Annotated in this window: 21 protein-coding genes; 12 read left to right on the plus strand and 9 right to left on the minus strand. The window is 36.8% G+C overall.

The window, feature by feature from the left end:
* Window positions 1–75 precede the first annotated feature (75 nt).
* From AC0INN_RS12020 to AC0INN_RS12030, 3 genes are all read left to right on the plus strand, one after another.
* Window positions 76–1,131, plus strand: a complete 1,056-nt coding sequence (locus AC0INN_RS12020; RefSeq protein WP_306613382.1) for an alpha/beta hydrolase — start codon at window positions 76–78, stop codon at window positions 1,129–1,131.
* Between the two features lie 75 nt (window positions 1,132–1,206).
* Window positions 1,207–1,902, plus strand: coding sequence for a pseudouridine synthase (locus AC0INN_RS12025; protein WP_273650397.1), 696 nt, complete (start codon window positions 1,207–1,209; stop codon window positions 1,900–1,902).
* Between the two features lie 99 nt (window positions 1,903–2,001).
* On the plus strand, window positions 2,002–3,024 hold the full coding sequence (locus AC0INN_RS12030) for a quinone-dependent dihydroorotate dehydrogenase (protein ID WP_273650398.1): 1,023 nt from the start codon (window positions 2,002–2,004) through the stop codon (window positions 3,022–3,024).
* A gap of 43 nt (window positions 3,025–3,067) precedes the next feature.
* On the opposite strand, the gene AC0INN_RS12035 is transcribed toward AC0INN_RS12030, so the two are convergent.
* Both AC0INN_RS12035 and AC0INN_RS12040 read right to left on the minus strand, forming a co-directional pair.
* Window positions 3,068–3,952 carry a hypothetical protein gene (locus AC0INN_RS12035; protein WP_273650399.1) on the minus strand — a complete coding sequence of 295 codons (885 nt, stop codon included), beginning with the start codon at window positions 3,950–3,952 and terminating at the stop codon, window positions 3,068–3,070.
* Window positions 3,953–3,981: 29 nt separating this feature from the next.
* Window positions 3,982–5,226, minus strand: coding sequence for a DUF445 domain-containing protein (locus tag AC0INN_RS12040; RefSeq protein ID WP_273650400.1), 1,245 nt, complete (start codon window positions 5,224–5,226; stop codon window positions 3,982–3,984).
* Between the two features lie 105 nt (window positions 5,227–5,331).
* Between AC0INN_RS12040 and msrB the strand changes: the two genes are divergently transcribed.
* The 3 genes from msrB (at window position 5,332) to AC0INN_RS12055 (ending at window position 7,324) form a co-directional block, all read left to right on the plus strand.
* Window positions 5,332–5,775: a peptide-methionine (R)-S-oxide reductase MsrB gene (gene msrB / locus AC0INN_RS12045; protein WP_172282112.1), complete on the plus strand. Its 444-nt coding sequence runs from the start codon at window positions 5,332–5,334 to the stop codon at window positions 5,773–5,775.
* A gap of 354 nt (window positions 5,776–6,129) precedes the next feature.
* Window positions 6,130–6,888, plus strand: a complete 759-nt coding sequence (locus AC0INN_RS12050) for a murein L,D-transpeptidase catalytic domain family protein (RefSeq protein WP_273650401.1) — start codon at window positions 6,130–6,132, stop codon at window positions 6,886–6,888.
* Between the two features lie 55 nt (window positions 6,889–6,943).
* The gene (locus tag AC0INN_RS12055; protein ID WP_273650402.1) at window positions 6,944–7,324 is read left to right on the plus strand and encodes a cupin domain-containing protein; all 381 of its coding nucleotides are present in this window, start codon (window positions 6,944–6,946) and stop codon (window positions 7,322–7,324) included.
* A gap of 52 nt (window positions 7,325–7,376) precedes the next feature.
* Here the strand turns inward: AC0INN_RS12055 and fabF are convergent, their stop codons facing one another.
* The 7 genes from fabF to AC0INN_RS12090 form a co-directional block, all read right to left on the minus strand.
* Complete coding sequence (gene fabF / locus AC0INN_RS12060; protein WP_273650403.1) at window positions 7,377–8,618, minus strand: beta-ketoacyl-ACP synthase II; 1,242 nt, start codon at window positions 8,616–8,618, stop codon at window positions 7,377–7,379.
* A gap of 2 nt (window positions 8,619–8,620) precedes the next feature.
* The gene (locus AC0INN_RS12065; RefSeq protein ID WP_172282119.1) at window positions 8,621–9,046 is read right to left on the minus strand and encodes a PaaI family thioesterase; all 426 of its coding nucleotides are present in this window, start codon (window positions 9,044–9,046) and stop codon (window positions 8,621–8,623) included.
* 9 nt (window positions 9,047–9,055) lie between these two features.
* Window positions 9,056–10,324, minus strand: coding sequence for an acetyl-CoA C-acetyltransferase (locus tag AC0INN_RS12070; protein ID WP_306613383.1), 1,269 nt, complete (start codon window positions 10,322–10,324; stop codon window positions 9,056–9,058).
* Window positions 10,325–10,335: 11 nt separating this feature from the next.
* Entirely contained in the window at window positions 10,336–10,941 is a 606-nt protein-coding gene (locus tag AC0INN_RS12075) for a TetR/AcrR family transcriptional regulator (protein WP_273650405.1), read from the minus strand.
* A 100-nt stretch (window positions 10,942–11,041) separates the two neighbouring features.
* A complete protein-coding gene (locus AC0INN_RS12080) occupies window positions 11,042–12,022 on the minus strand; it encodes an alpha/beta hydrolase (protein ID WP_306613384.1) in 981 nt (326 codons plus the stop codon).
* Between the two features lie 46 nt (window positions 12,023–12,068).
* On the minus strand, window positions 12,069–12,485 hold the full coding sequence (locus tag AC0INN_RS12085; protein WP_172282127.1) for an OsmC family protein: 417 nt from the start codon (window positions 12,483–12,485) through the stop codon (window positions 12,069–12,071).
* Window positions 12,486–12,574: 89 nt separating this feature from the next.
* On the minus strand, window positions 12,575–13,447 hold the full coding sequence (locus AC0INN_RS12090) for a helix-turn-helix domain-containing protein (protein ID WP_273650407.1): 873 nt from the start codon (window positions 13,445–13,447) through the stop codon (window positions 12,575–12,577).
* 345 nt (window positions 13,448–13,792) lie between these two features.
* On the opposite strand from AC0INN_RS12090, the gene AC0INN_RS12095 reads away from it, so the two are divergent.
* From AC0INN_RS12095 to AC0INN_RS12120, 6 genes are all read left to right on the plus strand, one after another.
* Complete coding sequence (locus AC0INN_RS12095) at window positions 13,793–14,788, plus strand: EndoS/ChiA family endoglycosidase (protein WP_273650408.1); 996 nt, start codon at window positions 13,793–13,795, stop codon at window positions 14,786–14,788.
* Between the two features lie 243 nt (window positions 14,789–15,031).
* Entirely contained in the window at window positions 15,032–15,910 is an 879-nt protein-coding gene (locus AC0INN_RS12100; protein WP_172282133.1) for an AraC family transcriptional regulator, read from the plus strand.
* 425 nt (window positions 15,911–16,335) lie between these two features.
* The gene (locus AC0INN_RS12105; protein WP_306613385.1) at window positions 16,336–19,296 is read left to right on the plus strand and encodes a SusC/RagA family TonB-linked outer membrane protein; all 2,961 of its coding nucleotides are present in this window, start codon (window positions 16,336–16,338) and stop codon (window positions 19,294–19,296) included.
* Between the two features lie 15 nt (window positions 19,297–19,311).
* Window positions 19,312–20,946, plus strand: a complete 1,635-nt coding sequence (locus AC0INN_RS12110; RefSeq protein ID WP_306613386.1) for a SusD/RagB family nutrient-binding outer membrane lipoprotein — start codon at window positions 19,312–19,314, stop codon at window positions 20,944–20,946.
* A 168-nt stretch (window positions 20,947–21,114) separates the two neighbouring features.
* A complete protein-coding gene (locus AC0INN_RS12115; protein WP_273650411.1) occupies window positions 21,115–22,407 on the plus strand; it encodes an MFS transporter in 1,293 nt (430 codons plus the stop codon).
* 42 nt (window positions 22,408–22,449) lie between these two features.
* Window positions 22,450–23,421: a glycoside hydrolase family 130 protein gene (locus tag AC0INN_RS12120; RefSeq protein WP_273650412.1), complete on the plus strand. Its 972-nt coding sequence runs from the start codon at window positions 22,450–22,452 to the stop codon at window positions 23,419–23,421.
* Window positions 23,422–23,431: the final 10 nt, after the last annotated feature.

Below are 23,431 nucleotides of genomic sequence, written 5' to 3' on the forward strand. Positions count from 1 at the left end.
AATACGAATAGGATTGTTTTTATTGTCTTATTTTGAGACAATTTGTCGAAATTTGTTTTGATTAAAGATTTTACGATGAGAAAAATCAGTTTTATATTTTTGGCTTTTATTTTGTCTGTTCATCTGTTTTCTGCCCAGAAAATACCTGAAGGAAAAGTGGTAACAACTTTCATTACCGCAAAAACACTTCATAACAAAGCCGGTGAAAACCCTAAGCGGAGAATTTCAGTCTATCTTCCTCCGGATTATGAAAAATCTTTAAAAAGGTATCCTGTTATATATTATTTACACGGTTTTTTTTGGAATGACAGTCTTTTGGTAGGCAGTGATAGAATCAATCATATTATCGACCGCGCAATCGAAGCAAAAAAGATAAAACCTGTAATTATTGTTATGCCTGATGAAAGTACAGTTTTTAAGGGAAGCTTCTATGCCAATTCGAAATCGTCCGGAAACTGGTCCGATTTCACTTCTCTTGAACTGGTGGAGTTTATTGATAAAAATTATAGAACGATTTCCAGTAAAGACAGTCGCGGAATTTCAGGACATTCTATGGGCGGAAACGGAGCGCTTCGAAATGCATTTCTTCATCCGGATGTTTTTTCATCTGTATACGCTTTATCTCCGGGAATTCTGGATGCCAGGTATTTTGCTTTGACAGAAATTGAATCTTATAAAAACGTACAGAATATTAAAGAAGTCAAGGATCTTTCAAAACCTGAAAACTCAAGAACCAATATTATTTTTGCCATTGCCAGAGCTTATAACGGAAATGTGAATAAGCCTCCTTTTTTTGCTGATCTCCCATTTTATTTTCAGGGAGATGATCTGAAAATAGACGCTCTTGTCCTGGACGAACTCAAGAAAAATTCTACTTCAGAGCTGGTTTTCACGCAATATGAAAACATCAAAAAACTGAAGGCGATAAAATTTGATTGGGGCCGAAATGATGAGCTTAAGCATATTCCACCAAGCTGTATGAGTTTAAGCAAAAATCTTGAAATATTAAAAATAAAGCATGAAGCCGAAGAATATATCGGAACACATGGAAGTGAGGTTAGCAAAGAAAACGGACGAATTGAAAATCAAATGTTACCTTTTTTCAATACGCATTTGAAATTTGAGGAATAATGTATACTATAAAATTTTCATAGTATTTTCGTAGCAGTTAAGAGTAAATAGATAAGAATCCTCTATTTTTGCTCCATGTTAGAAATTCTTTATCGCGACGAACATCTTATTGCCATCAATAAACCGAGCGGTTTACTGGTGCATAAGTCCTTTTACTCCGGGGAAGCGGATACTTATGCTATTCAGGAACTGAGAAAGCAGATTGGTCAAAAAGTTTATCCGGTGCATCGTCTCGATAGAAAAACTTCAGGAGTTTTGCTGTTTACACTAGATAAAGAAACTTTGAGAACAATGAGTGACCGGTTTGCATCACGGGAGGTGGAAAAGAAATACATCGCAATTCTTCGTGGTTGGGCAAAAGAAGAAGAAACCATTGATTATGATTTAGTTAATGAAGACGAGGTAAAGCAAAAAGCAGTTACGTATTATCATCGTTTACAGACTTCAGAAATAGAATTGCCTTTTTTAAAACATCAGACGTCAAGATATTGTTTAGTTGAAGCCATTCCAGAAACGGGGCGGTTTCATCAGCTGAGAAAGCATTTTAAGCATATTCTGCATCCTATTTTAGGCTGTCGTAAGCATGGATGCAATAAACAAAACAAGTTGTGGCTTCAGACATTTGGCATCAACAAAATGACGCTTCATGCCCATCAATTGGTTTTTAATCACCCAGTTTCTAATGAAAGGATTACGGTAAATGCAACGATAGACGATGAGTTTAAAAGAGTAGGAGGCATTCTTAATTTCGACTTGAGCTCGTATTCTTAACCTCTCATATTTTGCCGTTTCAATTTCATTTTTGATAAAATATCAAAAGTTAATACGACCATTAATTTAATTTGAGTATTTTTGTCAAACTTTTTTTCAATGTACAAAAGTATCATCAGACCCATTCTGTTCAAATTTGATCCCGAGGAAGTTCATCATTTAACATTTTCAATGCTTAAGAATTTTGGATTTCTCACCAAACTATTTTTTCCTAAACCAATCGAAGATAAACGTCTTGAAAGAGAAGTTTTTGGCTTGAAATTTAAAAATCCGGTAGGCTTGGCAGCCGGTTTTGATAAGAATGCAGTGCTTTTTGAAGAACTCGCTGATCTTGGTTTTGGTTTTGTGGAAATCGGAACACTTACACCCAAAGGCCAACCGGGAAATGACAAGAAAAGACTTTTTCGCTTAAAAGGAGATTCAGCCATTATCAATAGGATGGGCTTCAACAATGAAGGAGTAGATGCTGCTGTTGAAAGGCTTAAGAAAAATAAAAATGTACTGATCGGTGGAAACATCGGGAAAAATAAAGTAACTTCTAATGAAGAAGCGGTAAATGATTACAAAATTTGTTTTGAGAAACTTTTTCCGTATGTAGACTATTTTGTTGTTAATGTAAGCTCGCCTAATACACCCAACCTCCGCGAACTTCAGGATAAAGAACCTTTAACTCAGCTTTTGGGAACTTTGCAACAAATGAATAACGGAAAAGCCAATCCAAAACCTATCCTTCTAAAAATAGCACCTGACCTATCCGATGATCAGTTGTTGGACATTATCGATATTGTAAAAGATACTAAAATAGCGGGAGTTATAGCAACCAATACTACACTTTCCCGCGAGAATCTTAGTTCCGAGAATAAATCTGAAACCGGAGGATTATCAGGAAAACCACTAACTAAAAGATCTACAGAAGTGATCCGTTTTCTTTCTGAAAAGAGCGGTAGAGCATTTCCGATTATCGGAGTGGGAGGAATCCATTCTGCAAAAGATGCAATTGAAAAGCTTGATGCAGGAGCAAGCCTTATCCAGCTTTATACAGGATTTATTTATGAGGGTCCGGAATTGATCAATGAGATCAACAAAGAACTTTTAAAAAGGGCTTCAAGACTACCTAGATAAGGAAGCATATTCCAAATCTGATCAGTAATGGCAGGTCTTGCATCTATTTTGATTTTGTAACTGAAGCATTGTTACGATCTACAACCAAGGTATAAGCAGGGCTTGTTGTTGTCTTTTTAATAGCGAACTTTAAAACTTTAGAATCTTTAGTTTTGGTTACTACAGTATCGTAAATATTATTGATACAGCTTTCTGTAAGAAAATCTTCGTGTTTTTTATAGTTCCAGTCGCTGGTAAAGTATAATACCCTATAGCCCTTTTCTCCTTCACTGGCACCACACATTCCGCAGGCATTGAAATTGGACGTATGCTCAAAATATAACAGAATCCTGTTTCCCGATTGATCTGAAACGTATGATACCAGTTCATTACCTCCGTAAGAATCTATAAAATCATAGGTGTTTATTTTTTTATTATTGGGCAGGATCAGATAATTATTAAATCTGTAGATCATGTTGTTTTTGGTAAACAAACTTGCAGATTGTGCTTTATTTCCTAAAATGAATTTACCTTGGACTTCTTTATTGGACCGATCATTTTTAAAAATGAAGCTTTCTTTGGGGTTCAGCGTCTTAGCAATACTGTCAGTTTTTTCAATCCATTGAGGTGATGTAATCTTTTCTCCCAATATTTTTGAACTCTGTTTTTGCTTATTTCCAAAATTATAGAGGTATAGGTTTCCATAATCGTAAATACCGGTGAGCGGAATTTTTTTCTGATATTTATCGTAGAAATACCAGCCGTCTATAAAGTGCTGATATTGGCTGCAATCCACGATACCCCTATAATGCAATTGCATGGTAACAGGAATTCCTGCAACTTCCCCTTTAAAGATCTGGGAAGAATCATTAACTACTTTGAGTTCTATTTTTTGAGCGAGGGAAAAGAAGTCTATGGAACACAGGAGTAATAAAAATAGTTTTTTCATGCGGGTTTTATGGTTAGTTTTTAGTTGTATTAAATAAAGAAATGAGCAATTGTATAAATGATCAATCCAACCAATCCACCGACTAATGTACCATTTACACGGATAAACTGTAGGTCTTTACCCACCTCAAGCTCCATTTTCTCACTTAATTCTTTGCCTTTCCAGTTTCCGACAGTGGAGCTGATGAGGTTTCCAAATTGGTGAGTGTTTCTCAGAATATATTTATAGGCAGTAACGCGTACCCAATGATCTATTTTGTTTTGAAGTTTTTCGTCAGTTTTTAAGTTCTCTGAAAACTCATTTAAATTTTTGGAGATATAATTTTTTAAAGAGGAGTGATCTTCCTGAAGTTCTTTTGTTAAAGTGTTTTTAATGGAAGACCAGATGTCATTCGAATACTGGCTGAGTTTATCGTTTTTAAGGATCTCATTTTTAATGTTCTTAAACTCACCTTCCCATTTAGGGTCTTCTTTCAGATCCGATGAAAATTCATAGATCTTCTTTGAGATTAATGATCTGATTTCATGTTGAGGATCTTCCTCCACTTCTTTAAAGAAATCGGATAATCCATTGGCAATTTTTTCTGCAATTTTATTGTCAACAAATGACGGGATAAAAGAATAACTTCCTTTTTTTACACGCTCCTCGATCATCTCATCATTTTCTATGATGTATTCTTTGATTTGCTTTGATAGATTGGTTATAATCCGCTGATGGTCATTTTTATCCAGCAAATAGTTAATTCCGTTTCCAATGATCACATTAAGCTTTATCCCATTGGACATTTCGGAGACTTTTTTGGTAATAAAATCACTGACCACTGAATCGTCAAGCTTATTGAGGATATCCAGAACAATATCGGATAGATTTTTAATTAAAATTTCCTGGTTTTTTTCTTTGGTAAGCCATTCGCCTACGAAATTGGATATTTTAAGTTTCTGAATGTAAGGGCGTATGTTCTGTGGTGAAAGAAAATTGGTCACTACAAAACTTCCGAGATTATCTCCGAGTCTTTCTTTGCTGTTTTCAATCAGGTTGGTATGTGGAATAGGAAGCCCCAGTGGATGTCGGAATAAAGCAGTTACGGCAAACCAATCGGCCAGGGCTCCCACCATTGCAGCCTCGGAGAATGCGCGGACGTATCCTATCCAATGTGAAGGATTTGTCTTTTGAAGGACTGTTGTAATGACAAAAATAATTGCCATCAATACAAATAATCCTGTCGCAAATGCTTTGTATTTTCTTAGTTGTTTTCTTTTGGCTTCATCATTCATATGATCAAATTTAGTAAATTTGGTTATGAAATTTTTAATTTCATTAATACTAATTGTTTTTCTGCAATCATATTCGCAGAATCATAACCCATCAAAATTACATCTATGGAAAACGAAGCAAAAAACAATCCATACTATTCAAGAACAGATACCACAAAACTGGAAGTTCCCAATGAAGAATGGAAGAAAATCCTGGCTCCCGATTTGTACGCCGTATCAAGAGAAGCTGCTACTGAGAGAGCTTTCACGGGAAAATATAATGAGTTCGATGAAACAGGTGAATATTATTGTGCCGTTTGCGGAAACCATTTATTTCGCTCTACCTCAAAGTTTGCAAGCAGTTGCGGATGGCCCAGCTTTTTTGAAGCGGATAAAGAAGGAGTTTATTATAAAAGAGATACAACTTATGGAATGGAAAGAGTAGAGGTGCTTTGTAAACGTTGTGATTCGCATTTGGGGCATGTTTTTGATGATGGTCCCAAACCAACAGGACTACGTTATTGTATGAATTCTGTAAGTCTGGAATTTGTCCCGGATTCTAAAAACTAGATTTTCGATGAATAGTTCTATCTGATCTTTACTATTTTCAATGAATCTACAATAAGTAAGAATTTTCTTAATATAAAGATGCTTATTGTAGAATATTAAATTATTGAAGATTTATATGCAGGAATTCCTTGCGAAGTATTTCCTCATGTTATAGCAAAACCCGTAAAATCGCAGTATCGCATAAAATCAATGCGACAGGAATTGATCCGAAATGCGTTAAAATAACGGCTTTAATTCACAGAATCAGGAAGTTAAAGTTTCTTAAATAGCGTTAAACTTCGGTTTGTTTTTCCTGTCGCGTAATTATGTTTTTATAATTTTGCCCCACTAATTTATATTTTACATAGTTATTGAATGAAAGGATTATATAGCCTCTTGGGCTTTGCGTACATGGTTACAACTTCATTTTACATTTCTCCGGAGAAAACGAATTTAAGAAGTGAAACCATTGGCACAGAAAAAATTGAAAGAGTAGCTGACACGAAATCTGAGAAGACAACCAATGCGGTATCTTCATCAGAAGAATTATATAAATCAATTGCATTCGCACCAGGACATGAACTTAATGAAGAGGTGTTCTTTAAAGCCTTAACAGGATTTGAAAATTTAAAAAAAGCAGGATTACTGAGTCAGGATTCACATTTACTGACAGTCTGCGATTTTTCGATGTCCTCCAATACCAACAGGCTATGGGTAATTGATACACAGGAAAAGAAAGTTTTGTTTAATTCTTTGGTTGCCCATGGTAAAAATACAGGAGAGGAGTTTGCAACCAATTTTTCAAATAATGAAAGCTCGCTTCAAAGCAGTATGGGATTCTATATTACCGATGCTACCTATAACGGAGATAACGGATATTCTCTAAGGTTGCTTGGGATGGATAAAGGATTTAATGATGCGGCTTACAGAAGAGCGATTGTAATGCACGGAGCAAATTATGTAAGTGAAGAATTTGCAGCAATGCATAAAAGAATCGGGAGAAGCTGGGGATGTCCTGCCATTCCGAAAGACCTTACGGCTCCAATTATTAATACCATAAAAGGAAGAAATTGTCTGTTTATTTATTATCCGGATCAAAATTATCTTTCTTCCTCAGAGTGGTTAAAGTCTTAATAAGAATTGTTATCAATAAGTATAAAGACGATTTGAACATAAACTAAAAAGTCGTATGAAATCTACAGGTGAGTATATTCCTGCTTTCAGGTTATCGAGTAATCCAGATCAGACAAGCAGATTTGAGACAGGTAAAATACCCACTTTGAAGCCCATGAATACCAGGACTTTTTGGATTAGTACGATAACAGAAGAATGGGAAAAACATACGCATCCGGCTCCACGGAGACAGTATGTGATCACATTAAAAGGAAATATTTTATTTAAAGTTAGTGATGGTTCTACATTTCTAATTGAACCGGGAATAATTCTTATAGCAGAGGATACTGATGGAGTTGGACATAGTTGGGAAATAGTGGAAGGAGAAAAATGGGAAAGACTTTATATTCCAATTGAAGAGGGGGAAGATGATTTTTTTATTCCTGAATCAGAATAAAATAGAAAGCAGTCAATTTTGACTGCTTTTTTATTTTTATTAAACTAATTCCTTAGCTAAACTTCTTGAAAATCAAGGTCGCATTGTGTCCACCGAATCCGAAAGCATTACTTAAAGCATACGTAATATCTTTTTCTTTAGCCTCATTAAATACGATATTGACATCTTTAGGGATGGCAGGATCTATCTCGTGAAGATTAATGGTTGGTGGAATGATTCCGTTCTCAATTGCTTTAATTGAAAGTATGGCTTCCGCAGCACCCGCTGCCCCTAATAAGTGCCCTGTCATTGATTTTGTACCACTTATATCAAGTTTTTTACTTCCTTTGAAAAGGCTGTTGATCGCTTTTAATTCAATAAGATCTCCTAAAGGCGTTGAGGTCGCGTGGGGATTGATATAATCAATATCTTCTGCATTAATTCCGGCTTCGTTAAGAGATAACTGCATAGCTTTTATAGCACCTGCTCCTTCAGGATGCGGAGCGGTCATGTGATAAGCATCTGCTGTCATGGCAGCACCTACCAGTTCGGCGTAGATTTTTGCTCCTCTGCTTTTGGCATGTTCATATTCTTCAAGGACCAATGATCCTGCTCCTTCACCGATTACAAAACCATCTCTGTCTACATCATAAGGACGGCTTGCTGTAGCAAAATCGTCGTTTCGCGTAGACATTGCTTTCATGCCGGAGAATCCGCCCACGGAAGCTGGAGTAATACCAGCCTCTGAACCTCCGCTTATGATTACTTTTGCTTTACCCAAACGGATATAATTAAAAGCATCCATTAAAGCTGTATTTCCGGTGGCACACGCGGAAACTGTCGTATAGTTGATTCCCTGCAGTCCGTATTTCATAGAAATCATTCCTGAAGCCATGTTGGCAATGAATTTTGGAACGAAGAACGGATTGAAACGCGGTATGCCCTCACCACCATAATATTCTGCGACTTCATTTTCGAAGGTTAGCATACCTCCCTGTCCTGTTCCCCAGATAACACCTGTATCGAATGGATCCATCGTCTCAAAATCCAATCCTGAATCTTCAATTGCTTCAGCAGAGGCATACATTGCATACTGAGTGAAGAGATCACTTCTTTTTATTTCATTATGGTTCAAATATTTTTTAGGGTCGAAATCTTTTACCTCACAAGCAAAATGAACTTTAAATTTTTCAGCATTAAAATGCTTGATTAAAGCCGTTCCGCTTACTCCATTAATACTGTTTTGCCAGAAATCTGCGACATTGTTTCCCAAGGGTGTAACTGCACCCAGTCCTGTAATGACAACTCTTTTCATACTTAGTTACTGATTTTAAATAAATTGGAGGTTCCTCTAGCAATGAGTCTTGTTTTATCTGCGTTCCATATCTCGCATTGGGCATTTACAAATTGCTTCCCCCTTTTAATGATTTTAGTTTCGGCTACAATATTATCATTTTCTTTCGCAGTTGAAAAATAATCGATGACATTATTTATGGTTGTAATGAAAGAATTTTCATTTAAGGAAAACATCGTAGCACCGATGATGTCATCCACAATAGCCGCGGTTACTCCGCCATGAAGATTACCGATTGGATTCAGCCATTCCGGGCGAACGGTATATTGAAACTCCAGATTTCCTTCCTCTACAGAAATTACAATAGGATTCAGCCATTTCATAAATGGAGAAGGGGACTGATCAAATTCTTTTCCAATAAATTGTCTTAATTGTTCTAATCGATCCATATAATACTTTTACTTTTCTATAATCATGGTGATACCTTGCCCTCTTGCTGCACAAATAGAAATAAAACCTTTCCCGCTTCCTTTTTGGTTTAAAAGCTTAGCCAGTGTAGCGATAATTCTGCCTCCGGTTGCGGCAAACGGGTGAGCAGCTGCAAGGCTTCCGCCTTTTACATTCAGCTTATTTCTGTCTATTTTTCCCAAAGCTTTTTCTAATCCGAATTTTTTGGCGAGGTCATCATTCTCCCAGATCTTAATTGTTGCCAAAACTTGTGCTGCAAAAGCTTCGTGGATTTCGTAATAATCAAAATCTTCAAGGTTCATTCCTGCTTTTTTCAACATTCTGTCTGCGGCAAAAACCGGTGCAAGAAGTAAATTTTGTCTGTTTTCCACATATTCTATTCCTGCTATTTCGGAAAAGGTAATATAGGCCAGGATGGGAAGATTGTTGGCCTTAGCCCATTCCTCACTGGCCAATAAGACAGCAGAGGCCCCATCTGTAAATGGAGTAGAATTTCCTGCAGTGAGTGTTCCGTTTTGTTTATCAAATGCGGGTTTTAACTGAGCCAGTTTTTCAAGGCTGGTATCAAGGCGTAAATTATTATCCTTCTCTAAACCAAATGCGGGTGTGATCATATCATTGAAGAATCCTTCCTCGTAAGCCTTAGCCATATTTTGGTGACTTTTGAAAGCCAGCTGATCCTGGTCTTCACGTGATATCTGATAATATTTTGCGGTAATTTCAGTATGTTCACCCATTACCAATCCTGTTTTAGGTTCCTGTCCCTTGTATGGAATAGGCATCCAGTCTTTCAATGACGGGCTTAAGAGATGTTTCAGCTTTCCAAAAGCTAATTTTTCTTTATTTGCTTTTAAAAGAGCCTTTCTCAATTTGGGGGACGATTCGAAGGGGATATTGCTCATAGCTTCTACTCCGCAGGCGATACCGCTTTCTATTTGTCCAAGGGCGATTTTATTCCCAATATATATAGCTGCTTCGATTCCTGTATCACATGCTTGCTGAAGATCACATGCCGGAGTTGCCGGATCCAGAGATGTATTCATTACTGTTTCTCTGATGAGGTTGCTTTCCGATATGTGCTTAATAACTGCTCCGCCTGCAACTTCACCAAGTAGTTTTCCTGTGAGCTGATAACGGTCAATCAGTCCGTTTAAGGCAGAAAGCAGCAAATCCTGATTCCCTTTATCTGCATAAGCAGTGTTCATTCTGGCAAAAGGAATTCTGTTGTATCCTACGATGGCCACTTTTTTTGTTTCCATATGATAAAAATTTATGATGGAATAATATTGAGTTCCTGGTCTATGATTAAAAGGATCCTGTCTAAAGCAAGGTTCAGATAGGTTTCATTACCTGTTGTTTTGGAAAGAAGTATACCGCCTTCAATAAGCATAATGAATAATGAGGCCATTTCATCTGCATTTACTTTTTCATTGAATTCTCCGCTTTGCTGGCCTTCCTGAATAGCTGCTGAAATTTTTTTGATCCAGGCCTGAAAAGATAGGGTAACCTGATTTTTCAGGATAGGAAAAGTGTCATCAGACTCTGTAGCGGCATTCATCAGCGGGCATCCTCCATTAAGGAAAACATCCTTCCAGCTTTTACGGTAAAAATTGACAATAGCTTTTAATTTATCCACAGCCAGAGGAAAGTCTTCTCCTAGTGATCTGGACATGCTTCTACTCAGAAAAGTTGAGTTATACTTGTAAGCTTCAAGAGCTACTTCATCTTTGTTTTCAAAATTTCCGTAAATACTGCCCTTTGTTAGTCCTGTTGCTTCCGTAATGTCCGAAAGCGTCGTTGAGAGATAGCCTTTCTTATTAAATAAGGGAGCAGTAGTCTCAATAATGAACTGTTTGGTCTTTTCTGCTTTTGACATAATCATGAAATTATATGCAAATATACGAAAATATACCAAATGGTATATTTAGAATAAAAACTAAGTCTGAACTTGAATATTAGTCCAGACTTAAGATATTTTATTTAAAGAGAGCTTCTTTTATTGTGGAAGCTGCCTGGGCAAGAGATTCCTGAATTGCCGGAATATGAGCTATAGGATTTAATAATCCATAATCATGGATAAAACCTTTATACACTGCAAGTGTAGTAGGAACACCGGCTTCATCAAGCTTTCTTCCATACGCTACCCCTTCGTCATGAAGAATATCATTCTCAGCTATCTGGATCAATGCAGGAGGTAATCCTTTTAACTCTTCAAGAGATGCCTTATTTGGAGAAGCATATTTTTCTTTTCTTTTTTCAAGATCTGTAGTATAATTGTCCCACATCCATTTCATTAACGGAGTTGTTAAGAACCTTTCCTGCGCATACTTTTCATAAGATTCTCTTGTGAAATCTGAGTCAGTAACTGGCCATAATAAAACCTGGTATTGAAGTTCCGGTCCTTTTTTATCCTTTGCCATCAGAGCAACTACAGCAGCCATATTTCCACCTACGCTGTTTCCTGCAACAGCCAATTTAGAGCCATCCACTCCGATTTCTTTGCCATTTTCGGAAACCCATTTTGTAGCTGCATAGGCCTGATTGATAGCAGTAGGATACTGAGCTTCCGGAGATGGAGTGTAATCAGGGAATACAGCGACGGCTCCACTTTTTACAACCAAATCTCTTACTAATCTTTTATGAGTAGGGAAATCTCCTAATACCCATCCCCCTCCATGGAAAAACATAAATACAGGAAGGTTATCGTTTGCTCCTTTGGGTTTTACAATATGAATATTTAATGAAATACCGTCCTGGGTAATCTTTTTTTCAAATTCTTCAATATCTGAATAATCAAAGTTTACAGAGGCTTGTGCTCCTACAAGAACCTGTCTTGCATCTTCAGGAGACATTTCTTCAATTGGTTTTCCGCCTCCACTGTTAAGATCCTTAAGAAAAACGCGGATATCTTTTAAAATATGGGGATCATTTTCTGCGGGTTGAACATTGTGTGACATAATGTTGGGTTTTTAAGGTTGGTAATTGGTTATAATAGTAGGTTGATTATGCTAAAGTTGCGTTGAGTGTAATTTCAAAATTGAAAGCGGCACTTACCGGGCATCCTTCTTCAGCAATTTTAGCATATTTTTGAAAGTCTTCTTCTGAAAGTCCTGGAACTTTTGCGGTTAAAGTCAATTCAGATTTAGTAATTTTTCCAATACTTGGATCAAGAGTAATAACAGAGGTTGTTTTAAGTTCCTCAGGGGTAAATCCGGCCTGTGATAATTCAGCGCTTAATTTCATGGTAAAGCATCCTGCATGGGCAGCCGCCAATAATTCCTCAGGATTTGTTCCTACACCATCGGCAAATCTGCTGTTGAAAGAATACTGAGTTTCATTTAATGTGGTGCTTTGAGTTGTTAGGTGTCCGTTTCCTTCTTTGATGTTGCCATTCCAAACGGCTGTTGCGTTACGTTTCATAATGTTTTGTTTTTTAGTTAATATTTAATTTGTTTTTTGACATGACAAAGGTATGTCACATCAAGGTTGGTTTCAATAGATAAAAAGGCTTAAGTATTGTACTTTTTTCCCGAAGAGTAATTTTTCTTAAAATGAGCCGGTGTGCTGCCTACCTTATTGGTGAATAATCTGTTAAAGTACGCGGGGTCCTCATAGCCAAGATCATAAGCTATTTCTTTTACCGGTTTATCCGTATAGAACAATAGTCTTTTTGCCTCCAGCAAAATTCTGTTGATAATGAGTTGATTGGGAGATTCCAGGTTTAGGTTTTTAAACTTGTGGGTCAATGTTTTCGGCGCAATATGCAATAACTCGGCATAGTCGGCCACATTGTGTTTTTGTCTGAAATGAATTTCAAGGTTTCTGCTGAAATCCCTGAATACATCGAGATCATTATTCGGGATGCTTACCCTTTCCGTTTCCAGGTTTTGTTTTTTCCACTTTCTGGTAGAATGAATGATGATCTGTTTCAAATAGGTCCTTATCATTTCTTCGTTAGAGGATTGCTTCCATTCAAGTTCATCCTTTATATTTTTTAGCAAATTTCTGATAATTACTGCCTCCTCTGGATTCAGCTCTACCTTTGGAATTTCAAATATATTATGGAAAAGGATCCCGTCGCAGGCTACTTCCTTATCATGAATCTGAATACAATAGAAATCTCTGTTGTAATGTAATAATATGGATTCATCAGGATTTCCCTTCTTTATATCCAAATATTGATTGGTTAAAAAGAACAGGGTTGGAACTGTAGTTTTGTAATGGTTAAAATCCACACTCAGTTCATATCCCGGAGGAATAAAGAATATTTTGATCTCGGAAGTCAATTTATTTTCCTTTAAAATGCCAAGATTTTCTTCAGAAAAAACATCGAATCCAAATTTTTTATAGGAGTCTTCAAAAATAAAACTTTGTCGCAGCATTGGTATACTTTAAGAATAAAGATACAAAAAAGCTGGGTGCAGATGTATTAAATCCCTGAAACAGATCCTTGATTACAATAAAAGTCACTTTTGAATCTCTCTGTCAATAAAAAAACTTTGATATGATCGGGATTTGTAACCTGTTGCTTTATAGAGTTTTTATGGTTGTAAAATAGTATTGCTTAATGATAAAATAGTATTATCCCGGTCACTCTTCAAAATTTAGATTTGTTAATATGAATTAAATCTTAAATAAATTTTAATTATCTCTTGTTTATAATGAATGATATTTAAGAAAAAGAGATCTGACTTGTTTATATAGAAAAAACCGCAAAAAATATTAAGATGAGAAAACAAAAGGGGCTTGCTTACGTACATATGATTTTAATTTTTATGTGCTTCGGTTTCATATCCTGCCAGGATGATAATGAAGGAACAATTCCAAAGGAAAAAACTCCGATTGAAATTATCAACAGTAAAAAATTTAAGGTAACAGGGTATTTTAATGGATTGACGAGAGGAGGAGTGATACCTGATTACTACAACTTGAGGGATATTCCGGATGGTGTGGATATTGTCAACCTTTTTCATCGTTTTTTGGGCTTAAGTAATTTAAAGAGAGGAGATAGGATTCCCGGAGCTACAGGAGAGGATGCAAAAACATTAACAGAGATCATCAGTGATGTACAATTCCTTAAGAAAAGAGGAACTGTTGTTATTCAGACCCAGTTCGCAAATGAAATCTTCGAAAATTATAAGGATGAACGAAAAACCGTAAAATTTAAAAACATGCCTGAAGATTATGATGCTTACGCAAAAAAGGTCTCAGATTCTTTGACGAAATGGGGGATTGATGGGGTTGATCTGGATCTGGAGCCAGGCTATACGGATGCAGGTTTTAATGCCGGAGATTGGGAACTTTATATTAAGGCCTTTGCTAAATATTTTGGACCGGGATCAAACTCAGGAAAGCTACTCATCATTGATACGAATGTAGGGTTATCAGAATTAGGGGTGTCTAGTGCAACCCTTTCAAAGATCGATCTTATTTATATCCAGGATTATTGGGGAAGTGAAGCATCCAGTGATAATAAAATCGATGGCTACATACAATCCGGTTTTCCAAAGAAGAATATCCTGTTGATTTCTGCTGACTTTGAATCTTCTTATTCTTATAGTAATGATAGCCAGGGACCTTTGAGGCTAAAAAAGTATTACACTTCTACGAAATACCAAGCTAAGGCGGGAGGATATGGTGCTTATGGATTCAATTTTGATAAAAAACAGGACTATAAAATTTATAGAGAAATGATTACCAGCATCAATCAGCTAAACCAGTAAACGTGGAAAGATGAGGTAATAATTAGTTTACCTAGTGATATGGCCGCTTCTAATTATTGGATCCGGCTTTATTTTTCTTATTAGAGATGGATCAAAACAAGTTAAGAAGTGTCAGTCATTATCTTTTACTAAAATAAGTGTACTTTAGTCAATCAAATTATAAAAACAACCGGATGTAAGGTTCCTTATCTTACATTTCTATTATAAATGCCCATAATTCAGTAATTTAACTATTGTAAACACATGAGCGGATTAGAAAATATTTTGAGAGAAATAACTCCGTTATCTCCCGAGGACAGTTTTCTTGTATTTGACCGGATAAAAACCTCATTTGATTTCCCGTATCATTACCACCCGGAAATTGAAATTAACTTTATCTACAAAGGGAAGGGATACCGTCGGATGGTAGGGGACCATACCGGAGAGATCGGAGATATTGAATTGGTGCTGGTTGGCCCTAATCTTCCTCACTGTTGGGCAAATTACCGATGTAAGAACAAAAAAACATATGAAATTGTAGTACAATTTAATCAGGATTTTTTCAACCAATCCCTGATGCAGAAGAATATTCTCAAACCAATCAGCAATCTTATCAAAGAGTCTATAAGAGGCATCCTGTTTTCGAAGGAGACGGCTGAAAAGCTGAAAGAGTCTTTTCTTAATCTTTCGAAGATGAATAGTTTTGAATCTTTTATTGAGATCATGAAAATCCTGAATGAACTGGCAACAGCTGAAAACAAAACATTATTATCCTCTTACAGTATTGAGCTGGAAACATTTGTGGATAGTGATAAAATGAAGATCATCCATGATTTTGTGCATAAGAATTTTGAAAATAAACTTACTCTTGAAGGCGCTGCTTCTTTGGTCAATATGAGCAATGTTACGTTCAACAGGTTCATAAAAAAAAGGACGGGCAAAACTTTTGTGAATTATCTTAATGAGATCAGGATCAGTTATGCCGCACGGTGGCTGATGGAAAAGAATCTTACCATTTCTGAAATTGCATTTGAAGCAGGTTTCAATAATATTGCCAATTTTAATAAGGTTTTTAAATCACTCAAAAAAACAACACCTACAGAATTCAGAGAACAGTTCAAGGGAGTAAAGAAAATAGAATGATATTTTTATTTTAAGAGCATTTTATATTCCCGGGCCCGGATTTTGGGGTTTGGATTTTCTTTTTATGGTCATAAAATGACAGAAATCACGAAAAAAATTATGCATATATCACATTTTGGCTATAAAAAATAGGAAAAAAACATGATTTTATAAATTCTCTAAAATGTTGTAATATATTGTATTTCAGGTCAAAAAAAGGCTAAGAAGAAAAGTGTAGAAAAAATAATATCGTTTTATGACAAAATAGTATTATATCTGATTGTGCACAAAAATTAGATTTGTCAATATGAATTAAATTTTAACGAAACTTTAATTGTTTACTATTTATGATAAATAAATGTTAAGCAAAATAAAGTGGGCTTGCTTTATAAATAAAAACAAGCTATAAAGTATTGATTCTAAATTAAACACTATTTAATCTACCTATGAGAAAAACTGCCGTACCGGTTTTATTAGCTTTTTCTGTGTTTGGATATGCACAAGTAAAAAAGCCTGCCGATTCAACTAAAACAGCCGACATCGAAGAGGTTGTTGTGACGTCTTTGGGGATCAAAAAACAAGCCCGTTCTTTAACTTACTCCAGCCAACAGATTGGAGGAGATGAACTGACGGCGGTAAAGACTCCCAACCTTTTAAACTCAATCAATGGGAAAGTTTCCAATGTGCAGATCAATAGAACCAATGGTGTAGGGAGTTCCGTAAGAGTAGTAATGAGGGGAAACAAATCTGTTTCTAATAGTCAGCCATTGTATGTAATTGATGGAATCCCTATTATCAATGATGCAGGGAAAGCTCCTGAAATCAGCCAGTACTCGAGCATGCCGGATGCAGGAGATGTATTAAGCTCCATCAATCCGGATGATATTGAAAGCATCAACTTCCTTAAAGGAGCTTCAGCTTCAGCTCTTTATGGTTCTGCGGGAGGTAATGGAGCAATACTTATTACGACAAAAAAAGGGAAAGTAGGTAGAAGCTCGATCAGTTATAGCTCTAGTTTCAGTGTAGAAAGAGCATATAGTCTTCCTAAGTTACAGCACAGTTATTTGTCTTATGATCCGTCTGTATCAGGTGATGCTCCGGGGGCTTCTGTGCAGAGTTGGGGAGCAAAAGGGTCTTCAAAGGATTATTTAAAAGATTTTCTACAAAATGGAACAACATGGGTGAATAGCCTTTCTTTTCAATCTGGAAATGAGAAATCAACCAATTATTTTTCGATAGGAAATACAACTAATAAAGGAGTCGTTCCTCTTTCCTATTTTGATCAATACAATGTTTCTTTCAGAAACTCGAGTAAATTTCTCGATGATAAACTAACATTAGATGCTAACTTTATAGGCTCTTTACAGAATAGTATAAACAGACAATCTCCAGGGGTATCTTTCTCTCCTTTAACGAGTTTGTATTGGCTACCAAGAGGAGTAGATTTTGATCAATATGGCCCAGATAACTATTCTTATATTGATAAAAACAGATTACTGCCGGCACAAAACTGGTGGGAGGTAAAACCTGACGGATCCTTTAAAGGAAATCCGGCTACACAGAATCCATATTGGATATTGAACAGGGATAAGGTTACAGTAAATAACAAAAATACCTACAGTGCCGTTGCTTTATCTTATCAGATCAACCCATGGTTAACAGCAAGAGTTCGAGGGAACTATAGTTGGAGTATTTCAGATAGCCAAAGAGGAATTTCAGCGTATTCAGATCCTGCTTTGTTAGCCAATGGTACTAATGGAAGGCTTCTTAGAAATACATATGAAAATTCTTCTACTTATGGAGATGTTTTGTTGGTGGGTAGTCCTAAGTTGAGTGAGGATTTTTCTTTAGACTTTACAGTAGGAGGAAGTATTAATACCTCGAGAAATAAAGTTACTCAAATCGATAATTCCTATTTGGTAACCCCCAACTTATTTTCATTAAATAACCTTTTGTGGCCAGGAAACAGAGCACCTGGTGATGGATATCATTATATTTATTACAATCTCAAAAAACAAGTGCAATCTGTTTTTGCCAGCGCTTCCGTTGGGTACAAAAATATGTTATATGTTGATATGACATTTAGAAATGACTGGGATTCTACTCTGGCCTTAACGGGCAGAAAGGGATTTGATTACGAGTCCATAGGAGCCAATGCCATATTATCCTCAGTCTTTAAGCTTCCTGAGGTTATTAATTTCTGGAAAATAAGAGCTTCTTATGCGACAGTTGGGCTTGGGTTACCGCCAAATATATCGAATGCAATGTTAGAATATAACAAAGGTTATTCTTTTGGGGTAGATGCGGGAACAATTGTATATCCTAAGAGTTCTTTTGTTACAGATCCACGTTATAAGGATTTGTTTCCAAAACCTGAATTGAATAAAACATTTGAGGCGGGTACTGAATTAAGATTACTAAGAAACAGACTTAATTTTGATTTTACGTATTACGACTCTAATGCGACGAATCAATTACTAGAAACACTGATTTCTTCCAATTTAGGGGGTATTCCTACCGGTTCATATTACATTAATGCTGGAAAAATACAAAATACAGGTTTTGAATCTTCATTGTCTTATAAGGTTTTCAATACAGGAAAATTTGACTGGACCACAACATTGAATGGGTCCGTGAACAGAAACAAGATCGTTGAATTGTTTCCTTCAAGCCTGAATATTCCGCAAGATCAACTGTTTTCATTAACAGGTGGTGGAAATTATACAAAAATGAAATTAGGTGGATCGTTTGGTGATATTTATGGAATTAAATACCAAAGAGATGCGCAGGGACGTATTTTGGTGGATAAAGATGGTATTCCATTGGCGACTACAGGGAGCCTTGGATACTTAGGAAATCCGAATCCTAAATTTATTTTAGGTTTCAATAACAGCTTTAATATAGGTAAGTTAGGTATTTCCTTCCTTGTTGATGGAAAATTCGGAGGACAGGTACTATCACTTACTGAAAAAGCAAATGATGTATATGGTGTAAGCAAAGCTTCTGCGGATGCTCGTGATGCTGGTGGGGTATCTATCCCAAATTCTGTGTATGCACCGGGAACGCCTAATGCAGGACAGGCTTATAATGGCAAAACTGATGCAAAAGCTTATTATAAAGCTGTGGGAGGAATTGAAAATAATACAGGGATTGACGAAGCCTATATGTATAGTGCTACCACGGTGCGTTTACGTCAGGCATCGATCTCATATACCTTTGACGTGAATTCAAAATATATGAAAAGTGCAACATTAAGTCTGGTAGGGACTAACCTGTTTTTCTTCTATAAAAAAGCGCCGTTTGATCCTGAACAGGTATCAGGAAATACACCGGGTGGAGTAGGAGTAGATTCATTTGGTTTGCCAATCACCAGATCTATAGGATTATCATTAAAAGCTAACTTCTAATTTTACAATACTAAAATGAAAATCATTAATATAAAAACATGGGTACTAGGTGCAATAGTATTAGCTTCTGCTTCCGGATGTACCAGTGAACTTGATCAATATAATCAGGAAAAGTTAGGAGGCCCTGAAAATTTTTATGCCGATTTTAAACTAGTGGTAGACCCGTTGGTATCTATGCAGAGAGGATTGCAGTCAGATTATCAGCTCTATCCCAATCTAAGTGCAGATATGTTTAGCGGTATGTTCAGTACAGCATCACAGTTTAATGGAGGTAAGAATAATATGACCTATTATATGATGGATGGATGGAACAATAGGATTATTGCCAGACAGCAGGACATTTTTAACTATGCTATCAACATGGATAATGCTGCTAAAAATATATATGCAGGAATAGATTTTACGGGAACACTTGCTGTGAAAAAAATACTAAGAGTTGTTACAGCTGCAAGGGTTTCCGATAACCATGGCCCGGTTGTGTATAGTAAATACGACACACCAAATGCTAATGGAACTACAGATTTTGATTCTCAGCAAAGCGCGTATAATCAATTTATTATTGATCTTACTTCTGCAATAAATGACCTTCAAGCCATACAGAATAGCCCGGCAACAAAAAATGTAGAAGATAAATCAGCATTAAAAAAGGCAGACTTAGTATACCAGGGAAATATGGGTAAATGGGCAAAGCTGGCCAACTCATTGAAGTTGAGGTTAGCAATGCGTATGAGTTATGCAGATCCTGCAAAATCAAAACAATATGCTGAAGAAGCACTTGCGTCACCAGCAGGATTGATCACTGACAATGAAGATAATGCTTTGATCAGTGTGGGTCAATCGGAATTGAGTTTTATCATTTATTCGTGGGGAGACTGTCTTATAGGAGCGCCATTAATGGCTTATATGAACGGATATAACGATCCAAGGCTTCCTGCCTATGCTATTCCGGCAACAGACAGCAATCCACAGATCAATGGTAAATACATAGGAATACGACAAGGTATCGATTTATTGAACGGAAAATCTACGTATGGTGGTTTTTCTCAGCCACAGGCAAAATCAGCAGCCGGAGATTATTTTTCTGCAACAGATGGTAAAATGAAACTGTTTACCGCAGCTGAAACATGGTTCCTTAAAGCGGAGGCTGCATTGAGAGGGTATGCTGGAGCAGGAGCAATCCAGGCAGATTACGAGACAGGTGTTCAACAATCATTTGGAGAGTGGGGAAAAAGTGCAAGTGTTGCTACCTATCTCGCCAATACAACAGCTACAGAAGCTCCCTATGTTGATCCGAAAAATGCGGCGAATAATATTGGGGTAGGACATCCTGAGCTGAGTACCATTACCATTGCATGGAACAATGCAGATTCTAATGAAAGGAAATTGGAAAGAATCATTACTCAAAAATGGCTTGCCCTTTATCCGAACGGACCTGAGGCCTGGGCAGAACAAAGAAGAACCGGTTATCCGATCCTTTTCAAAGTAAGACAAAATGATAGTGGAGGGTTAATCAGTACAGATGCGATGATTCGCCGAATTCCTTTCACGGTAGATACCAAGAATTCTTTATTCAACTATCCTCAGGCATTACAATATTTAGGAGGAGCAGACACTGGAGGAACAAAACTTTGGTGGGATAAGAAGCCATAATTGTAACTCAATAATTAAAATAGCACAGAGGCCGTCTCAAATGAAAAGCATGGATTCATGCTTTTCATTCCGGTGTAAAAATGTACAGTATTTTTTATTTCTCACAATGTTTCGTTTATGCCGGCGTGAAACTTTTGAGATGTCCTCTTTTTACATCTATAATTTAATATGGTAAAAAACACTTCCGGAACCCGTTCTATACAGCCGATATTCTGGATCTCGTCATTATATTTTGCAATGGGAGTACCTTTTGTAACCATTAATGCTGTTTCCGGAATTATGTATAAGGATATGGGTGTTTCGGACTCAAAGATTGCTTTCTGGACAGCTCTCATTTTATTTTCATGGACATTAAAACCATTGTGGAGTCCTTTCCTTGAAATTTATAAGACAAAAAAGTTCTTTGTAGTTTTTACCCAGTTTGCCATAGGAATTCTTTTTGCGCTAATTGCGCTAAGTCTGCCTATGCCAGATTTTTTTAAGTACAGTATTGCCCTCTTTGCTGTAGTCGCCTTTTGCGGAGCAACACATGATATCGCAGCGGACGGAACTTATATTAATTTTCTTACCAATAAAGAACAGGCAAAATATATAGGATGGCAAGGTGCATTTTATAATCTGGCCAAAATTATCAGCAGTGGAGTCCTCGTTTATTTTGCAGGCGTTTTAGAAAAAACCAAAGGCGTTACGCATGCCTGGATGATCATTATGGGAGTATACGCCCTGCTATTTTTTATTCTTGCCGTCTATCATTATTCTGTTTTACCCAACGAAAACAAGCTTGAAAAGCAAAAGAACGGAAAAACAGCCGGCAATGTCCGACAGGAACTTCTGGAAGTCATCACTTCTTTTTTCAAAAAACGAAATATACTCTGGTCGGTATTATTTATTATTTTATATCGTTTTGCAGAGGGATTTGCTATCAAAATTGCGCCCTTATTTTTCAAAGCACCAAGAACCTCCGGAGGCTTGGGGTTATCTACTTCTGATATAGGGCTTATTTACGGAACCTATGGTTCTGCAGCATTTATTTTAGGGTCGGTGCTGGCTGGATACTTTATTTCAGCCCGGGGCCTTAAAAGATCATTGATCTGGTTATGCTGCGCATTTAATATTCCATTTGTTGTGTATGCTTTATTGGCTCACTATCAGCCGGATACATTGCTTCCTGTAAGTGTTGCTGTGGTTGTGGAATACTTTGGTTACGGGTTCGGTTTCGTTGGACTTATGTTGTATATGATGCAGCAGATTGCACCTGGTAAACATAAAACGGCCCATTATGCATTTGCAACAGGGATCATGAATCTTGGAGTTATGATTCCCGGCATGTTCAGTGGAATGATCAGTGACTGGATAGGATACAAAATGTTTTTCGTATGGGTTTTGATCGCTACGATTCCGGCATTTTTGGTCACTTTAGTTGCACCGTTTCCTTATCCGGAAAAACAAAAAGAACAATAATTCTATTATTAAATAATTTTAAATAAAAGTAAAAAATACTTTATGACATCTCAATCAGCAATGATCCCTTGGCAGGATCGTCCGGCAGATCGTCACGATATAATGTGGCGTTTCTCTGAAAATCCAATTATCAACAGATATGCAATACCAACATCGAACAGTATATTCAATAGCGCGGTAGTCCCTTTTGAAGATGGATTTGCCGGTGTTTTCAGATGTGATAACAAATCTGTACAAATGAATATTTTTGCTGGTTTCAGTAAGGATGGCATCAATTGGGATATCAACCACGATCCAATTGAAATGAAAGCAGGAAATACAGAAATGATCGAATCTGATTATAAATATGATCCGCGTGTCACTTTTATAGAAGATCGTTACTGGATCACATGGTGTAACGGATATAACGGACCTACGATCGGAATTGGGTATACCTTTGATTTTAAAGAATTTTTCCAGTGTGAAAATGCCTTTTTGCCTTTTAACAGAAATGGAGTTCTTTTCCCTGAAAAGATTGATGGAAAATATGCGATGTTGAGCCGTCCCAGTGATAACGGACATACGCCTTTCGGGGATATCTATATCAGCTATAGTCCTGATATGAAATATTGGGGAGAGCATCGTTGCGTAATGAAAGTAGCTCCATTTGAAGAGAGTGCTTGGCAATGTACCAAGATCGGAGGCGGCCCGGTTCCGATAAGAACAGAAGAAGGATGGTTGCTATTTTATCACGGGGTGATCAATACATGTAATGGTTTTCGCTATTCCATGGGATCAGCATTGCTTGACCTTGAAAATCCTTCAAAAGTATTGTACAGAACAAAACCTTATCTATTGGCTCCCGCAGAGCTATATGAGCTTACGGGAGATGTTCCGAATGTGATTTTTCCTTGTGCGGCATTATCAGAAGGAGACAAAGTTACGGTATATTATGGAGCTGCTGATACGGTGGTTTCCATTGCATTCGGATATATTTCAGAAATCATTGATTTCATGAAAAAAAATTCTCTTTAAATTAGATAAG

The organism is Chryseobacterium subflavum (assembly GCF_055762745.1).

What these genes read in the sequence shown, in the direction of transcription:
- AC0INN_RS12020 (WP_306613382.1), top strand. Translation starts at nt 76, where the DNA reads ATGAGAAAAATCAGTTTTATATTTTTGGCTTTTATTTTGTCTGTTCAT.
- AC0INN_RS12025 (WP_273650397.1), top strand. Translation starts at nt 1,207, where the DNA reads ATGTTAGAAATTCTTTATCGCGACGAACATCTTATTGCCATCAATAAA.
- AC0INN_RS12030 (WP_273650398.1), top strand. Translation starts at nt 2,002, where the DNA reads ATGTACAAAAGTATCATCAGACCCATTCTGTTCAAATTTGATCCCGAG.
- AC0INN_RS12035 (WP_273650399.1), bottom strand. Translation starts at nt 3,952, where the DNA reads ATGAAAAAACTATTTTTATTACTCCTGTGTTCCATAGACTTCTTTTCC.
- AC0INN_RS12040 (WP_273650400.1), bottom strand. Translation starts at nt 5,226, where the DNA reads ATGAATGATGAAGCCAAAAGAAAACAACTAAGAAAATACAAAGCATTT.
- msrB (WP_172282112.1), top strand. Translation starts at nt 5,332, where the DNA reads ATGGAAAACGAAGCAAAAAACAATCCATACTATTCAAGAACAGATACC.
- AC0INN_RS12050 (WP_273650401.1), top strand. Translation starts at nt 6,130, where the DNA reads ATGAAAGGATTATATAGCCTCTTGGGCTTTGCGTACATGGTTACAACT.
- AC0INN_RS12055 (WP_273650402.1), top strand. Translation starts at nt 6,944, where the DNA reads ATGAAATCTACAGGTGAGTATATTCCTGCTTTCAGGTTATCGAGTAAT.
- fabF (WP_273650403.1), bottom strand. Translation starts at nt 8,618, where the DNA reads ATGAAAAGAGTTGTCATTACAGGACTGGGTGCAGTTACACCCTTGGGA.
- AC0INN_RS12065 (WP_172282119.1), bottom strand. Translation starts at nt 9,046, where the DNA reads ATGGATCGATTAGAACAATTAAGACAATTTATTGGAAAAGAATTTGAT.
- AC0INN_RS12070 (WP_306613383.1), bottom strand. Translation starts at nt 10,324, where the DNA reads ATGGAAACAAAAAAAGTGGCCATCGTAGGATACAACAGAATTCCTTTT.
- AC0INN_RS12075 (WP_273650405.1), bottom strand. Translation starts at nt 10,941, where the DNA reads ATGTCAAAAGCAGAAAAGACCAAACAGTTCATTATTGAGACTACTGCT.
- AC0INN_RS12080 (WP_306613384.1), bottom strand. Translation starts at nt 12,022, where the DNA reads ATGTCACACAATGTTCAACCCGCAGAAAATGATCCCCATATTTTAAAA.
- AC0INN_RS12085 (WP_172282127.1), bottom strand. Translation starts at nt 12,485, where the DNA reads ATGAAACGTAACGCAACAGCCGTTTGGAATGGCAACATCAAAGAAGGA.
- AC0INN_RS12090 (WP_273650407.1), bottom strand. Translation starts at nt 13,447, where the DNA reads ATGCTGCGACAAAGTTTTATTTTTGAAGACTCCTATAAAAAATTTGGA.
- AC0INN_RS12095 (WP_273650408.1), top strand. Translation starts at nt 13,793, where the DNA reads ATGAGAAAACAAAAGGGGCTTGCTTACGTACATATGATTTTAATTTTT.
- AC0INN_RS12100 (WP_172282133.1), top strand. Translation starts at nt 15,032, where the DNA reads ATGAGCGGATTAGAAAATATTTTGAGAGAAATAACTCCGTTATCTCCC.
- AC0INN_RS12105 (WP_306613385.1), top strand. Translation starts at nt 16,336, where the DNA reads ATGAGAAAAACTGCCGTACCGGTTTTATTAGCTTTTTCTGTGTTTGGA.
- AC0INN_RS12110 (WP_306613386.1), top strand. Translation starts at nt 19,312, where the DNA reads ATGAAAATCATTAATATAAAAACATGGGTACTAGGTGCAATAGTATTA.
- AC0INN_RS12115 (WP_273650411.1), top strand. Translation starts at nt 21,115, where the DNA reads ATGGTAAAAAACACTTCCGGAACCCGTTCTATACAGCCGATATTCTGG.
- AC0INN_RS12120 (WP_273650412.1), top strand. Translation starts at nt 22,450, where the DNA reads ATGACATCTCAATCAGCAATGATCCCTTGGCAGGATCGTCCGGCAGAT.